This is a genomic window from Vibrio porteresiae DSM 19223, from assembly GCF_024347055.1.
In the GTDB taxonomy this organism is placed as follows: domain Bacteria; phylum Pseudomonadota; class Gammaproteobacteria; order Enterobacterales; family Vibrionaceae; genus Vibrio; species Vibrio porteresiae.
Window position 1 is genome coordinate 1,135,799 of record NZ_AP024896.1, and the last position, 16,276, is coordinate 1,152,074.

At 45.0% G+C, this 16,276-nt stretch carries 10 protein-coding genes; 7 read left to right on the plus strand and 3 right to left on the minus strand.

The features are described 5' to 3' along the window. Positions 1 to 104 precede the first annotated feature (104 nt). Entirely contained in the window at positions 105 to 968 is an 864-nt protein-coding gene (locus OCV11_RS21810) for a TPR end-of-group domain-containing protein (RefSeq protein ID WP_261897980.1), read from the minus strand. A gap of 806 nt (positions 969 to 1,774) precedes the next feature. Here OCV11_RS21810 and proV point away from each other — a divergent pair. The 6 genes from proV to OCV11_RS21840 all read left to right on the plus strand — a co-directional run bounded on the left by proV (position 1,775) and on the right by OCV11_RS21840 (position 7,790). Further along, the gene (proV, locus tag OCV11_RS21815; protein ID WP_261896536.1) at positions 1,775 to 2,968 is read left to right on the plus strand and encodes a glycine betaine/L-proline ABC transporter ATP-binding protein ProV; all 1,194 of its coding nucleotides are present in this window, start codon (positions 1,775 to 1,777) and stop codon (positions 2,966 to 2,968) included. After that, positions 2,965 to 4,083 carry a glycine betaine/L-proline ABC transporter permease ProW gene (gene proW, locus OCV11_RS21820; protein ID WP_261896537.1) on the plus strand — a complete coding sequence of 373 codons (1,119 nt, stop codon included), beginning with the start codon at positions 2,965 to 2,967 and terminating at the stop codon, positions 4,081 to 4,083. Before proV ends, proW begins: the two co-directional genes overlap by 4 nt. Further along, positions 4,083 to 5,090, plus strand: a complete 1,008-nt coding sequence (gene proX, locus OCV11_RS21825) for a glycine betaine/L-proline ABC transporter substrate-binding protein ProX (protein ID WP_261896538.1) — start codon at positions 4,083 to 4,085, stop codon at positions 5,088 to 5,090. Before proW ends, proX begins: the two co-directional genes overlap by 1 nt. A 91-nt stretch (positions 5,091 to 5,181) precedes the next feature. Then, positions 5,182 to 5,637: a MarR family winged helix-turn-helix transcriptional regulator gene (locus OCV11_RS21830; protein WP_373332833.1), complete on the plus strand. Its 456-nt coding sequence runs from the start codon at positions 5,182 to 5,184 to the stop codon at positions 5,635 to 5,637. A 281-nt stretch (positions 5,638 to 5,918) separates the two neighbouring features. Beyond that, complete coding sequence (locus tag OCV11_RS21835) at positions 5,919 to 7,265, plus strand: magnesium transporter (RefSeq protein WP_261896539.1); 1,347 nt, start codon at positions 5,919 to 5,921, stop codon at positions 7,263 to 7,265. A gap of 306 nt (positions 7,266 to 7,571) precedes the next feature. Next, positions 7,572 to 7,790: a hypothetical protein gene (locus tag OCV11_RS21840; protein ID WP_261896541.1), complete on the plus strand. Its 219-nt coding sequence runs from the start codon at positions 7,572 to 7,574 to the stop codon at positions 7,788 to 7,790. Between the two features lie 229 nt (positions 7,791 to 8,019). Here OCV11_RS21840 and OCV11_RS21845 read toward each other — a convergent pair whose 3' ends face one another. Beyond that, positions 8,020 to 9,633 (minus strand): response regulator, encoded by a 1,614-nt coding sequence (locus tag OCV11_RS21845; protein ID WP_261896542.1) that lies wholly within the window; start codon positions 9,631 to 9,633, stop codon positions 8,020 to 8,022. A gap of 517 nt (positions 9,634 to 10,150) precedes the next feature. Between OCV11_RS21845 and OCV11_RS21850 the strand changes: the two genes are divergently transcribed. Further along, complete coding sequence (locus OCV11_RS21850) at positions 10,151 to 14,746, plus strand: PAS domain S-box protein (protein ID WP_261896543.1); 4,596 nt, start codon at positions 10,151 to 10,153, stop codon at positions 14,744 to 14,746. A 138-nt stretch (positions 14,747 to 14,884) separates the two neighbouring features. Here the strand turns inward: OCV11_RS21850 and OCV11_RS21855 are convergent, their stop codons facing one another. Then, positions 14,885 to 16,069 carry a GGDEF domain-containing protein gene (locus tag OCV11_RS21855; RefSeq protein WP_261896544.1) on the minus strand — a complete coding sequence of 395 codons (1,185 nt, stop codon included), beginning with the start codon at positions 16,067 to 16,069 and terminating at the stop codon, positions 14,885 to 14,887. Positions 16,070 to 16,276 lie beyond the last annotated feature (207 nt).

Below are 16,276 nucleotides of genomic sequence, written 5' to 3' on the forward strand. Positions count from 1 at the left end.
CACGTGCTTTATGGAGAAAAAGCTATAACGTGTCTAATGATAAAAATTAATCGTTAAGACAATAATAGTTTGTTATGAATAATTGCACATACATTCCTCTATAATTAGTCATTTTGTGCAGCTTCACCTTGCAGCCAAGCCTCAAACTTTTTATTGCCATAGAGGGATTCTAGGTCATCCTCTTCCGCTGCTGCATCTTTAAGCGATGGGCTGGTTTGCACCGCTCTTTGTAAATCTTCAATCGCTTGTTCTTCAGCGCCCAAACGTGCATAGGCACAAGCACGTTGATAAAGTGCCGGACCATTATTCTCATCGAGCTCAAGTACCCGATTACAAAGGCTCATCGCCCAGTGGTACTCTTTTATTGCCATCACTGCGTCGGCTTTATAGGTCAAGGCTTCCAGGTCACCAGGGCGGATTTTGAGAATTTCATCATACACTTCAATACGTTGATCTGCGGTTTGCATACTCTGCGCACGAAGCCAAAGGTTATGAATTTCGTTGATTATTTCTATTTCGCGGTTGTTATCGGAAATAATGCGGGTTTTACGCTTGAGATCGCGCTCCAAAGCAAGAAATTTCTTCTCATACTCTTGTGCAATTTTATTCAATCGCTTGTCGGCCATTTCGGTGGTATTTACTTTCACCTCACGCAAAGAATGCCAACCAATCAAGGCAATTAGGGACGCTACGCCAGCAATGATGTAGAAGAAATAAGTCACCGTTACATTCGCATAATTCATCGATTTATCGGCAACCGTCAGTTCCCTATCGGTGATCTGTACCGTTAACTTTCGTTCTAAGTCTTGCTGGTCTTGGCGCAGGGATTTGAGCTCATCTAGGATGTAGCGCTCCATCATCGGTTTATCTAATAGATCCGTTTGTGAATACGCTTTGGGTTGGGTATCAGACTCTTTCTTCTCATCGGCACTTACACCGGCACTGAGAAACAAGATTGCGGTTACCATTAATAGGGGAATTACACGTCCTATCACAGGAACTCCTCGATTGTCGTTTTATTGCTGATCGCCATACTATTCAATACCCGTTTTATTCACTAACAGGTAAACAGAGACGAACAATTGGATTCAGAACGAAACATTTTTCAACCTTCACTCAACCACCAGTAAACCAGATGTTTCAAGATACATCTACCCTTTACGGTCGTAAATTCCAGTCAATCAGTTCACAAATATGGTTAGAACTCTAACATAATAAACTCCATGTTTGTCATCAATATTCAAATTTTGCACTGCTATACCTGATAATCCTGCTCCATAGATTATGCCCATTATCTTTGATCTCTAAGCAAATACCTCTTTTACTGATAGATCTAATATTTTAATAAAATGTGAAATAAATGGTAACAAGCGACATCCAGGCCCTAGCCCAACATTTCACTGATCACTTATTTGGGTAAATGCATTCGACTACGAAACATTCTCTCCTTTTGCTACCGATCATTAACCCGTCCAAAGTGCCCAATTTCTATTCAATATCGAAGAAAAATCACTGCCAAAACATTCACTTTTCTTTGCTAGTCATGCTCTTTAACTGACAAAACACCTTGTTAATAAATTCAACTCAAAACGTTTTAAGACAAACTAATTGGTAAATTTTTATATTTAAAATTATTAAATAAAATCAATATCTTAAACAAAAAACCTAACATTAAACTGACATTTATCCTTGAAATATGAGAATTTAATGTTTAGGGTACTATACAGTTTTGTTGCTAGATGCACTTCACACTAAAGACAACAAAGGATATTTTATGTCGACCATCTTAGAAGTGAATAACCTCTACAAGGTATTCGGAGAATCCCCCGAAGAGGCATTTCCGCTCTTAGAACAAGGACTCAACAAAGACCAAATTTTTGAGAAAACGGGTCTTACCGTTGGTGTTAAAGATGTCTCTCTCACCATCAACGAGGGCGAAATATTCGTCATCATGGGTCTATCTGGCTCAGGCAAATCAACCCTAGTCCGCCTTCTTAATCGTCTTATCGAACCGACCCGCGGTGAAGTTCGCCTTAACGGTGACGATATTGCCAAAATGAGCGATGAGCAGTTACGTTCTGTGCGCCGTAAAAACATTGCGATGGTGTTTCAAAACTTCGCTTTAATGCCTCACATGACGGTGCTAGAGAACGCCGCGTTTGGTTTAGAACTCGCCGGAATTGATGAGAGCACTCGCCATGAAACGGCGATAAAGGCCCTCGCTCGTGTAGGATTAGACGCCTATATCGATTCCTTTCCAGACGAACTGTCCGGAGGGATGAAGCAGCGTGTTGGTCTAGCCCGCGCTCTTGCCAATGACCCTGATATTTTGTTGATGGACGAAGCATTCTCGGCGCTCGACCCGCTTATTCGCACGGAAATGCAAGATGAACTGATTCGCCTCCAAAATGATGACCAACGCACCATAGTGTTCATCTCCCATGACTTAGATGAAGCGATGCGCATCGGCGATCGGATCGCGATCATGCAAGATGGCGTTGTGGTCCAAGTGGGTACGCCTGATGAGATCTTACACAAACCCGCTAATGATTATGTGGAATCCTTCTTTCGTGGCGTCAATGTCGCGTCAGTCTTCAGTGCCAAAGATATTGCCCGTAAACGTCCCAATACCGTCTTCAAAAAGCATGACAATGATGGCCCTGCCGCAGCGATGCAGTTGTTACTCGATGGCGACCGTGACTTTGGCATTGTCGTCGATAGAGCCAATAAGTATTCCGGCATCGTCTCTATTGATTCATTGAAACAAGCCAACAAAGAGCAGCGTTCACTCACCAGCGCTCTACTGACCGACACCATCACCATTGAACCCGATGTCGCCGTCGGTGAGCTGATTAGCCAAGTTGCCAGCGTAAGCTATGCCGTACCTGTGGTGGATGATCAGGGCAATTACTATGGCGTTATCACCAAATCACGATTACTGCAAACTTTAGATAGGGAGTCACTATGAGTATTGAGACAACCAGTGTCGACACTGCCACCAACGCAGCCCAAGCTGCTGATCCATGGAGTAACGCAGCACAGGCTGCCACCAGCAGTGATCCGTGGGGCACCGCCACTTCGTCCGCTCAAGCGACTGCTGATTGGTTAAATACCGCTCCAACCAAGCCCCCTTTCGACTGGCTACATCCGTTTAACGATGCGGTTGTCCCATTCGATCACTGGGTGGAAACCGCGCTAAATTGGTTAGTTTTTCATGGTCGACCACTCTTTCAGGCGATTCGTGTTCCCATTGATCTGATTTTGTCATCCTTTCAAACGGCATTGGTGGCGACCCCTGCACCGTTAATGTTGATTATTTTAGGCTTACTGACATGGCAATTCGCCGGACGTAAGTTAGGTATCGCGTCGGTGATCTCACTCATCATGATTGGACTAATTGGCGCTTGGGAACAAGCCATGGTTACCCTCGCTCTGGTCATGACTTCGGTCTTTTTCTGTTTGCTGATCGGCTTACCCATGGGGATCTGGCTGGCGAGAAGCCCTAAAGCGGCGAAAATCATTCGTCCTTTATTAGACGCAATGCAAACCACACCAGCGTTTGTCTACTTAGTCCCTATTGTGATGTTGTTTGGCATCGGTAACGTACCGGGGGTCGTGGTGACAATCATCTTTGCGCTGCCACCGATTGTCCGTTTAACCATCTTGGGTATTCAGCATGTTCCAGAAGAGCTGATTGAAGCGGGTCATTCGTTTGGCGCCAGTCCAAAGCAAATGCTGTATCGCATTCAATTGCCACTGGCGATGCCAACCATTATGGCTGGGGTTAACCAAACACTGATGTTGTCACTTTCTATGGTGGTGATCGCCTCCATGATTGCGGTCGGCGGTTTAGGTCAAATGGTTTTACGCGGCATTGGTCGTCTCGATATGGGTCTTGCGGCTGTAGGTGGCCTTGGCATCGTCATTCTGGCGATATTACTTGACCGTATCACTCAAAGTGTGGGTGAGCAAAACCGCGATAAACGCACTCGTTGGTACGAAACAGGACCGATTTCGATCTTCTTTCGTCGCAAAACATCCACTAATTCACACTCAACCAAGAAAAATTTAGGAGAAGCGTAATGAACAACGCATGGAAAACCGTACTCCTGACGGGACTCTCACTCACTGCCGTCACCAGCACCGCTTATGCGAAAGCGTTGCCTGGTGAAGGCGTTACGGTGCAACCTCTTCAATCTACTGTGGCTGAAGAGACATTCCAAACGCTTATCGTCAACAAAGCGATGGAAGCGCTCGGTTATAAAGTGCTGCCCACCAAAGAAGTGGATTACAACGTCGCTTATACCTCGATTGCCGAAGGTGATGCCACCTACATGACGGTCAACTGGCAACCGTTACATGACAACAAATATGAAAAAGCCGGTGGCGATGCGAAGTTTTATCGTAAAGGTGAATACATTACTGGCGCCGCGCAAGGGTATTTGATTGATAAGAAAACCGCTGAAAAGTACCACATTACTAACTTAAAGCAGTTCCAAGACCCGAAAATTGCCAAGCTATTTGATGCCGATGGTGATGGGAAAGCCGACCTTTCCGGATGTAATCCAGGTTGGGGCTGCGAAGCGGCTATCGAACATCAATTAGACGCGTACAAGTTACGTAATACTGTTGAACATAATCAAGGTCAGTACGCGACCATTATGGCCGACACCATCACCCGCTATAAAAAAGGTCAGCCTATCTTTTATTACACTTGGACACCTTATTGGGTAAGTGGCGTTTTGGTTCCGGGTAAAGATGTGGTTTGGCTTGAAGTTCCATTTTCTGCTGTCGCAGGCAAGCCAAATGCATCAACCAAGCTGCCTAACGGTAAAGATTATGGCTTCCAAATGAACAGCGAACGTATTGTGGCTAATAAAGCCTTTGCGGAGAAAAATCCAGCGGCTGCGAAACTGTTCGCAGAGATGAAACTGAGCATCAATGATGTGAGTGCGGAAAACATGATGATGAGTAAAGGCCGCAACTCACCTCAAGACATTGAAGCGCATGCAAATGGTTGGATCAAAGCCCACCAAGCGCTGTTTGATTCTTGGATAAAAGCAGCCAAACAAGCCGCGGCTAAGTCATAACCAAGCGAAGCGATAATCAAACGTTATCACTGACGGAAGATATGGGCAGGCAAAACTGCCTATATCTTCCCCTCTAACCGCAAAGGAGTGAATGTTGGAACTGCATGAAGAAGTGTTGGTCTCGATTCGACAGATCATTCGCGCTGTGGATTTACGATCGAAAAAACTCAATCGCGATTTTGGCTTAACCAGCCCCCAGCTGTTATTGCTGCGTTCGGTCGATGAATCAGGTAAGCAAACCATTCGCCAGCTCTCAAAGCAGGCCAATATGAGTCAAGCTACTGCCACCAGCATACTTGATCGCTTAGAAGCACGAGAACTTATTGTTCGAAGCCGTGACGAGCAGGATAAGCGTAAAGTTCATGCCCAGCTCACGCCGCAGGGTAAAGCGGTGTTGGCCCACGCGCCACAATTATTGCACCAAGACGTCATCGAACAACTTGAAGCCCTTGCCCCATGGGAACAAACCTTACTGCTCTCCTCGTTACAGCGTTTATCGCAAATGATGAATGCGTCTGATGATCCCGCGGTTCCGCCTCACTCTTAGCTAGGTTTGCCCTCTTTTATTCTCATTACTGAACTCGGTTCACTGTGACACTTTCTTAAAAAATGAGAGTTAGCTTAATACTTTGATTTTATTCCTGCCTTTGTTTGGCAAACTCCTTTAACAGCTCATAAACTAAAACTCGATAATGGTTTGTGATTTAGGGTTGTATTTTCCATCATTCTCATGCACTTTAACGCCCTCTCGTGTCCTTAGCTCCATGATTATCATTGGGTTAGCTGCGATGTGAATAATCAGACCAACTATTAAACGGGAGTATGACGTTGAACGAATACCAAGATGTGTCCTTGCTGATTGAACGATTGGCACAGGCCGACGAACAGCAACAAATAGTTCAACTAAACGAGATGGTCGATAGTGACCTTGATGAAGGGTCAATTGCACTATTATTAGAAGCGTTTCCTATCGAACAACGTGTCAGAATGTGGCGCAGCCTCCCGCTGGAAATGCATATTTCGGTGCTGACCGAAATGCGTGCTGAAGCGCGTATTTCGATCATTAATGCCCTTTCTGAAACCGAACTAAGACTGACCTTAGCCAAACTGGATAACTTATCCTTAATTGAGTGGTCGGACTCTTTGCCTGATGAGCTTATCGCCGACGCGATGCGCTTAATTAGCCGCGACGAATTAGAACTCTATGATCGCGCTAAAGTATACGATGACGATGAAATTGGCCGTTGGGTTGAACAAAAAGTGTTTACCCTGCCTTTTTCAATCAGTGTTAAGCGGGCTCGGGGCTTACTCGAAAAAAACCAATTTGAAACACCCAAATACGTCTATCTCATCAACCGCAATAAAACCTTTCGCGGCATGGTGCTCTACAGTGATATTTTGCAAGCCGATGGAGCGACACAGCTCAAAACCTTAGCCCAAGAACACTTAGTGACTTTGAACGCTCGCCAATCTTTAAGTGATGCGATAGATGCCATTGAACACTCAGACTTTCCTGTTGTGCCAGTGACAGACGAACACGATGCTCTGGTCGGCCATGTGGATTGGCAGTTTGCGCTCAGTACTCAACGGGAGATTTATGAGGCACGATTGATGGCTGGTACTGGTATGGACGAAGGGGATGACCTCTTTATGCCGGTACTTAAAGGGACACAAAAACGCGGTTTATGGCTTGGGATTAACCTTCTGACCGCGATTTTAGCGTCCGTGACGATTGGCCTGTTTGAAGATGTGATTTCCCAAGTTGTGGCACTGGCGGTCTTGATGCCGATCGTGGCATCAATGGGCGGTATTGCCGGCAGTCAGACATTAACGCTGATGGTGCGCGGTATGGCGCTTAATCAGGTGACTATTGGTAACCGGCTAGCGCTACTTAAAAACGAACTGAGTATCGGTTCAATCAACGGGATCATTTGGGCGGTGATCATCGGCGGCATTGCTGGGTTGTGGTTTCAATCGTCGGTATTGGGAGGCACCATTGCCTTAGCGATCGTGGTGAATATGGCGATTGCTGCCTTCTTTGGCGTGATTATTCCGATTCTGCTCGACAAATTTAAGCTCGACCCCGCACTAGCAGGTTCGGTCATCTTAACTACGATGACGGATGTGATTGGCTTTTTTGCCTTTTTAGGCACAGCCAGCCTCGTGATGCTATAGCGCCCAACTAGCCTTTACCCCACGAAAGGATTGCTCTTGTAGAGGAATCCTTTTTTATTAGAAAAATCACAGCACAAAATGGCAAACCACTTGAACTTCACTCATCAGCGCACATATACCTAATATAAGGTTAAGTGAAGAGTTAACGAATTTTCATTTGGCAATATCGGCTCATTTTGACCGCTATTAAGATTAATCCACTTAGCTTATTGCATTTCTTAGCATCAAGGACAAATTTGTGTCCCTAATGAATGGTGTTGTTTCATCTTGGTTACTTTTTTCATCTTGAACACAAAGAGGGAAAATATGAATCATTATCCGCATTGGCATTTACATATCGAAGAAAGCGCTCCGACAGCTGTGGGCGCAACGCATTGGCCTGACAGTTTTGGCTTTCCACTTCGCCACAATGACCCAATATTTGCCGTTTCAATGCCAAAAGAGCTGCTTGAACCTGAACATCAATGGTTTGCGCGTCTTAATTTGCAGCAAATGGCGCAGCTATTTAATCCAACGGTACATTAGCGACTTAAGTACCTTGAGCACCTTGAGCACCTTGAGCACCTTGAGCACCTTGAGCACATTGAGAAACCAGTTTCGCTGTGTCTAAACAGGGCAAGCAAACGTGTTCTAACCTTCAAAGCCTGAGATCAAAAAGAGGTGCCACTTTCGCTGGCACCTCTTTTAATAACTGGACTCAACATCGGTACTTAAAATGTCGGCACTTAAGATGTTAGCCTCTCTTTTGTCACACCTATTGCAGCGCGTCCAAAGTAGCTTGTAAATCGGCTAACGTATTTGCGCTGTTGGACGAATTGGTGTTGGCGACAGGTAATGGCAAGTCGACCATAAAGGTGGTTCCAGTGCTCGCATCCGTTTCGAACTGAATTTTGCCTTTTTGCGTCTCAGTCATTAGCTTGGCAGAATAAGTGCCTAAGCCGGTGCCGCCTTTTTTCCCTGCCGTTACATATTTATCAAACAGGCAGTGCTGAATCTCTAGCGGGATCATACCGGAGTTTTGAATCGATACTCGACCATAATCGCCATAAGGCTCGACGGTTAAACGAATGGTGGCATTATCAGGCGACACTTCAACAGCGTTATTAATTAAGTTGCCAAATAGCGAGATACAGAGCATCTCTTCGGCCATCACGATGCATTCGTCTGGCGATTCAAGAACAAATTTGATACCGCGTTTGTGCGCCTGCATACGAAAGCCGTTCACCATGCGCAGCACCAATTCCGCCAAATTCACTTTAGTGATGGTTGGGCGATAAATACCGGCCTCGATTTTGTAGATATCTAAAGTACGGTTGATCATCCCAAGCATCGACATCGCAGCTTCACGGATATCACCAATCGAACTTTGATAGTTGGGAATCCATTTATCGGTAGCAATCGCTTCGCACGTACCAATAATGGCAGCCAGTGGATTTTTTAAATCGTGGCGAGTGATGCGTTCAACATCCTCACGCAAGCGGGCATTTTCCACCAGCGCATCCACTCGCTCTTCCAATGCATCTTTAGCCAGTTTGAGCTTAATGTGCGTTGCTACACGAGCTTTAAGGATGTCGGGATTACACGGCTTAGTAATGTAATCGACCGCGCCAAGCTCAAAGCCTTTTTTCATATCGACCGTTTCTGCTTTTGCGGTCAGAAAAATAATGGGGATATGGGCTGTTTTGGGATTATTCTTCAGCGTTTGACACACCTGATAGCCATCCATATCGGGCATCATAATGTCGAGCAGGATCAAGTCAGGTTGCCTTGCCGCGCAACATATTTTGAGCGCAGCAACACCGCTATTAGCGGCTTTAACTTTGTAGTTTTCTTTTAGGGTGTCAGCAATGATCGCAATATTGGTTGCCACATCATCAACAGCTAAGATCAATGGCTTGCTATTTCGCGCCGACTCCTCGCGAGAGATGCGCTCCGCATTCGCTGTTTGATTAAGTGCCAATGCCGACTTCGACAATACCCTTGGACCATGCTTTAACATGGCCGTGATTTTTTCGCGTAACGTAATCTGGGTAAAAGGCTTCACTAAGAATTGATCAACCCCAGCATCGATTGCGCGATTCACCATATTACGTTCACCTTCAGCGGTAACCATCATAAAGTGAATTTTTTGATACTGAACATCACAACGAACAAATTGCAGTAATTGCAATCCCGACATTCGTGGCATATTCCAGTCAGAAATAATGCAGTCAACAGCATGGTTCCTTAGACAACGAACCGCCTCTTCACCATCACTTGCTAATATAACGTTTTTAAATCCCAGTGCATTTAAATTATTTTGCAGGGTTTTTCTCATTAGTTCGAAATCATCAACAACGAGAAAAGTGGTAGAAGGTGCAAATTCCATGATCGATTCCTAGTATATGTTTGGCTAAATCCACTTTTCTATTTTGTGGTATATTCTCACGAGAATATCCTGATCACAACCTGTTCAAATTGTTTAAGAGAAAAATTTATTCTTTTACATAATTATACTTATTAATGCTTAATCACCTTCTTACAAGCGTGTAAAAGGTAATTTTCTGAATACTATTCTCACTAACAACACATCTTACTGTAAACTTTTACTTGACATCTAAGGAATTTGCAAAGTGGAAGACTTAGTCCACCGTAAGCAGCAAATACAGCTTCGTTTTATATTAATACTGTCCATTTGTATACTATCCGTTATTCTCTCTGGGTTTTATTTACTCTATAGAGTTAATTTAGACGCAAAGAAAAGTGAATTAAACGATATTGTTTCCTCGCAGATTCGTCTTATTCGATCCTTTGTTGATTCCAATATTAATACTAAGTCGATTGATCTCAATCATAGAGAATATGCACTTAATCAAATAAGAGAAAGTTTTAATGATTACACCACATTGAGTAATTCAGGAGAGTTATTACTGGGTGAAAAACGCGGCGATCAAGTGGTTTATCTCTCCTCTTTGCATGGCAAAACAGATGACTTCGAACCGCTCTCAAATGAAGGGACAAAGTCATCGCTCAACACTCCCATGAGTTCAGCTCTCGCCGGTGAATCTGGGGTGATGGTGGTGCAAGATTACAACGGCCATCCCGTTCTGGCTGCGTATGGTTATGTCCCTGAATTAAAAGTGGGTATTGTCGCTAAAGTCGACTTATCAGATATTCGTCGTCCTTTCGTTAATGCCGGTGCACTCTCGGTGATGATTGGCATCATTATTATGGTGCTGGGCGTTTTGCTAAATAATCGCATAGTGACACCACTGCTTGATAAGTTTTACCGCTTCACTAGAGAACTTAAAGATCGCGAGCAGCAATTAGCCAAACTGTCCAAGGTGTTAGAACAAAGCCCCTCGTCATTGGTGATTACCGACAGAGCCGGCCTGGTCGAATACGCCAACCCGACATTTTTATCCCTTGTAAAAACTCCGCTGCAGCATCTCATTGGGCAACCTGCTCCCATCTTCACTCCAAGTTTAATGCGCCCAGAGCGCTTTCATAATCTTTGGGCCACCATCAATAATGGTATGGTTTGGCAAGGTGAATTTGAAACCATCTTAGAGAACCAACAGAGCCGCTGGGAATCCGTGACCGTTAGCCCAATCATGAATGAGCATGGGCAACTCACCCATTTTTCAGTCGCCGCCGAAGATGTAACTAAGCAGCACATTCTTAATCAAGAAAAGCAGCAAGCGGAACAACGCCTTTTTGAAAGTGCGCAGCGTTTTAAATCATTGTTTGATTTTGCATCGGTGCCCTACATTATCATTGATGGACAGTCGATTCTGGATGGTAACCAAGCTGCACTCAATATTCTCGACATGACAGGCAAAGAACAGCTGATTTCACCGCAGCTCTATGGCACCGCTTTTGAAGCCAAAGTGGATGGTTTTCTGCGTCAAATACACCAGATGAATCAGCTCAGTGCTGAACAACCGATCAAAAAAGAGTGGAAGTTACGCTCCCAATCGGGAGACGAAAAAACATTAGATATCACCTTACGTTCAATTGAATTAGATGGCCGCCCTGTTCTCCTTGCAGCACTGCATGACATCAGTTCTCGGGTCAAAGCAGAACAGAAATTAAAGCAGAGTGAACTTATTTTAAATAACACTTTTGACTCTGCCGCGATTGGGCTTGTCCATGTTGACCGTGACGGGCACATACTGCGTGTTAATCCACAATTCTGCCGTTATATGGGATACGAAAAGGACGAGCTAATTGGTCTTACTTTTCATCAAATTACCCATCCAGCCGACCTTAGTAAAGATGTGGCGTTTTTCAATCAGCTGCTTAGTGGTGTCATTCCTTCTTATTCCCTAGAAAAGCGCTATTTTCGTAAAAATGGCCAAACAGTTTGGGCTAATCTTACCGTCGCGTTAGTGCCCGTCGAAGAGGGTCAGGCGGAGTTTGTGATCGCTTCGATTGATGATATTTCCGATCGTAAACAGACCGAAGCGGATTTAACACGCAACAAAGATCAACTGCGCGCTATCATTGATAACACCCAAAGTATTGTCTTACTTAAAGATATCAGCGGTCGCTATCTGGTCGTAAACCATGCATTTGAGACACTCACAGGACGTACAGCAGAAGACATTTTAGGTGCCAGTGAAAGTGATTTTCTCGATAGCGACTTGGTCAAGCACGTACAACTAAACGATGATTACGCGATACAAACCAAACAGCTCATCACCTATGAAGAGACCTTCCCGCATCCTGACGGAGGCGTACATACGTATTACACCACCAAAGTGCCTATTTTGGATGAAGATGGTCAAGTGTATGCGCTAGCGGTTATCGCCACTGACATTACAGAACGTAAGTCAATGGAAAGCCAACTGAAATACAATGAAGAACAGCTTACTTATGCCCTAGAAGCCACTGGTGAAGGGATCTGGGACTGGCACGTCAACGAAGATTTGGTGATTCATAATCATCGTTTCTGCAAAATGCTGCATTTGGATAGCAGCTATATGCGCCATCCTTTGTCGACCTTTGAGCAGCTTGTTTACCCTGCTGATTTTCCCAAAGTGATGCAGCGGGTACAAGATGCGCTGCAGCTCGATATTCCCTACCACAGTATTCACCGTATGGTGCGTAAAGATGGTTCTGTCTTCTGGGTTGAAGACCGCGGCAAGATTGTTAAACGCGATGAAGATGACCAACCTATCCGCCTGGTTGGCAGCATTGCAGACATCACTGAACGTCGGAAAATGGAACAAGAGCTGTTAGAAGCCAAAGATACCGCTGAGCAAGCTACCAAGGCGAAATCGGACTTCCTAGCCAATATGTCCCATGAGATTCGTACGCCGATGAATGCCATTATCGGTATGTCGCATTTGGCGTTACAGACGGATCTTAACCAGAAACAACGTAACTACATCGATAAAGTCCATCAGTCTGCAGAGTCACTATTGGGGATCATCAACGACATTCTTGATTTCTCCAAGATCGAAGCTGGCAAGCTGGAGATAGAACACGCGCCGTTTAACTTAGACGATGTTATCGACCATCTCACCAACTTAGTTGGCTTAAAAGCGGACGAAAAATCGCTGGAATTCATGTTCGATTTCCCGCGCAACTATCCCAAAGAGCTGGTTGGCGACCAATTGCGCCTTACTCAAGTACTGACCAATTTCACCACCAATGCCATCAAATTCACCAACCCAGGTGGCGATGTGGTGATCGGTATACAAGTGTTACGTGAAGACGAAAATCAGGTGGAGATCCAGTTCAGTGTCCGTGACACCGGAATTGGCATGACCGAAGAGCAGCAGTCGCGCATCTTCCGCTCCTTTACCCAAGCCGATAACTCCACCACGCGCCGTTTCGGTGGTACTGGGCTGGGACTGGTCATTTCTCGCAGCTTGATACAAACGATGGGCGGCGAAATTTGGATGGAGAGTCAATACGGCGAAGGCAGCACCTTCCACTTCTCGCTCACTTTTGATAAGCAAACACACACTAAGGCTAAAACAGGCGATCTAGAAACGCATTTGAGTCATCTGAATGTATTGATTGTCGATGACAACATCACCGCGCTGGATATTCTTTCCCAACAGCTAACCAGCTTTGGGATTAATGCCCACAGCGCAGCCAATGGCGAAGAAGCCATTATGATGATGGAACTTGCTAGCCAAATTCAGCCTTATGATCTGGTGATTTTGGATTGGAAGATGCCGGGCTTAGATGGAATCGCCACCGCTCGTGCTATTCAAAAAATGCAGGATATTCCGAAAGCGCCAGCGGTCATTATGATCACCGCCTATGGTCGTGAAGAGGCGAAAAAGGCCGCGGAAGGCACTGACATTTCTGCGTTCTTAGTCAAGCCGGTTATGCCATCGGCGATGCTTGATACCATCATGACCTCGATGGGATATGAAGTCGTGACGCACCGTCGCACCGATGTGGTGGATGGCAAACTCACCTCGTATATCAGTGCCCTACAAGGTATGCGCATATTGCTAGTCGAAGATAATCTGATTAACCAAGAGCTAGCAATGGACATTCTTTCCTCAAACGGTCTGGATGTGGATGTGGCGAATAACGGTGCGGAAGCCATTGAGCGCCTACGTTTGAGTGAATTTGACGGCGTATTGATGGACTGTCAAATGCCCATCATGGACGGTTATACCGCGACCGAACAAATCCGTCTTGAAGAGCAATGGAAAGACCTACCGATCATTGCGATGACAGCCAATGCGATGGCAGGTGACCGAGAAAAAGTTCTCGCGGTGGGAATGAACGATCACATCGCTAAACCGATCGACATTCCAACCTTGTTTATGACTTTAACCAAATGGTTGCTGCACCACGGTCAAGACGAGAAGAGCTACCATAGTCTGTTGCAAACTGATGCAATCATTGTCGATGAAATTCCTGAAATTCCTGGAATTGACACCCAAATTGGCTTAACCAATGTGCAGCACAATACCAAACTCTATCTCAAAATTTTACGCCGTTTTAAAGAGACCTATGAGAAAGAGCTCGACGATGAATTGGCGATGATTCGTTTACAACCTAATGACGAAGCATCGATTCGTTGGGCTCATACCCTGAAAGGGGTCTGCGCTACGATTGGGGCGAAAGGTATTGAGAAACAAGCCCGTGAATTGGAATTCAAATGCTCTGGTACGAATACCAATTTGGACCTCGACGAACAGCTCAATACCATTCGCGCTAGTGTGCATACCTTACTCGAAAATTTAAGTGTGATAGAAGAGCAAACTGAGGTGATAAAAGTCACTCCGGCGGCAACCCAAGCACTTAATCAAACCGAGGTCCTTGCGCAGTTAGAACATTTAAAAGTGTTGTTGGAAGAGTTTGACACGGATGCAACAGAGCAAATTGAAGAACTGCATGAACTGCTCTCTGGTACTGAATTTGCTGCGCTACTTAAGCCGGTTGAACATGCAATCGAGAACTATGATTTTGAATCTGCACTAGAGCAATACCAATCACTGGCAGACAAAGTCGCCGAGATGGCATAGCCAAAGCAGCCAAGATGACGTAAGAGAGACTTGGCGTGACAAGTCATCACCACTAAAAACAGATAGGCGACACCTAATGGGTGTCGCCTATTTTTTATGACGGAATGTACTTATGACAGACGGTACTGATAGCTGAGATTAGGCTGGACGATGATGCAAGCCAGTCGCGATACGACTTTCCATTACCGTAACGCGGTTACGTCCATGAACTTTCGATTGATACAAAGCGTGGTCAGCACATTTGATGCTTTCAATCACATCGACATCAAGAGCTAAACGAGCACAACCGATCGAGATAGTAATACCAAATTGGTGCCCGTCTTCATCAAACTCAAGCAGCTCAATTGCCTTACGTATTTCGTCAAGATGGGTAGCAGCAATACTCAAATTTGGCCAAGGAGCGTACAGCACGAACTCTTCACCGCCGTAACGTGCCAATACACCTTTGAGTGGAATGTTGTCTTGCAGCACTTTGGCTACGTTGATCATCACTTTGTCACCCACATCATGACCGTAGGTATCATTGACTCTTTTGAAATAATCAATATCGATCATAGCCACCACTCCTTGCTGATCGTTTTGCCCTATTTGCTCACTGAGTTGGTCACGAAAGTAACGTCGGTTGTAAAGCCCTGTCAGTTCATCACGAATAGAACGACGATAATGCCAGTTGATCTGGTCAAACAGAAACAAGGACATCAGTGCCCCAAGGAGGAAATCAGAAGCAAGGATTTGCATGACCACCACGCCCAAGCCATACACCTCAAAACTGCGGGTTTTGATCAAAAACAATGAGGGGAAACTAACACTTATGGCGCACACCAACATGGCTAAGGAGATATAGCGTTCACCGCGATGCTCTGGGCGACGATGATACCAAGAAAACACAAAAGCGACGGAAAAAATAATCACTTCCGTAGTGATACACAGTGCAATGCGAATGTAATCAGAATGCTCGATATACAGGTAAATTGCCGCTTGCAGTAGGCCAAACAAGATCACGTGCAAATGCATAAAAAAGATGTAACGCTTTGGCACTGTGTATTGATACCAACTGATGATACCAAGCAGTATGAGATAGGTTGAGGCCGGATACAGCATGTTGTTGAAAAACACAGACCAGACTTTAGGCAGCCAAGGGTCAAACGAGAAGGAGATAAAAGCAAACCCCAATAACAAGAATCCGAGGAAGAAACGGTTCGCTGCTTGCTTCTTTTCGCCAGTGATATTGACACTCACTTGGTGCAGGAAGAAACAGGCGATGGCAGACGTGCCAAACACGTTAATAATATTCGCTGTACTGGTTAGCTGATAAATATTCACAAATAACTACTTCTCACCATAAAAGGACTGTCAGCGTCACACTTCATCACTGTCCTAACATAAGTCATTAATTTATCGCTACTGAATGTGCGAACTCATCGACTTGCCCTTCCTAGGTGAACAGATGATCAAGAATACTCATTAATCTCGAGGGCGCGTAGTATAATTGAAACCACACTGCAATAGTGTCCGATTTTGAGACACTTT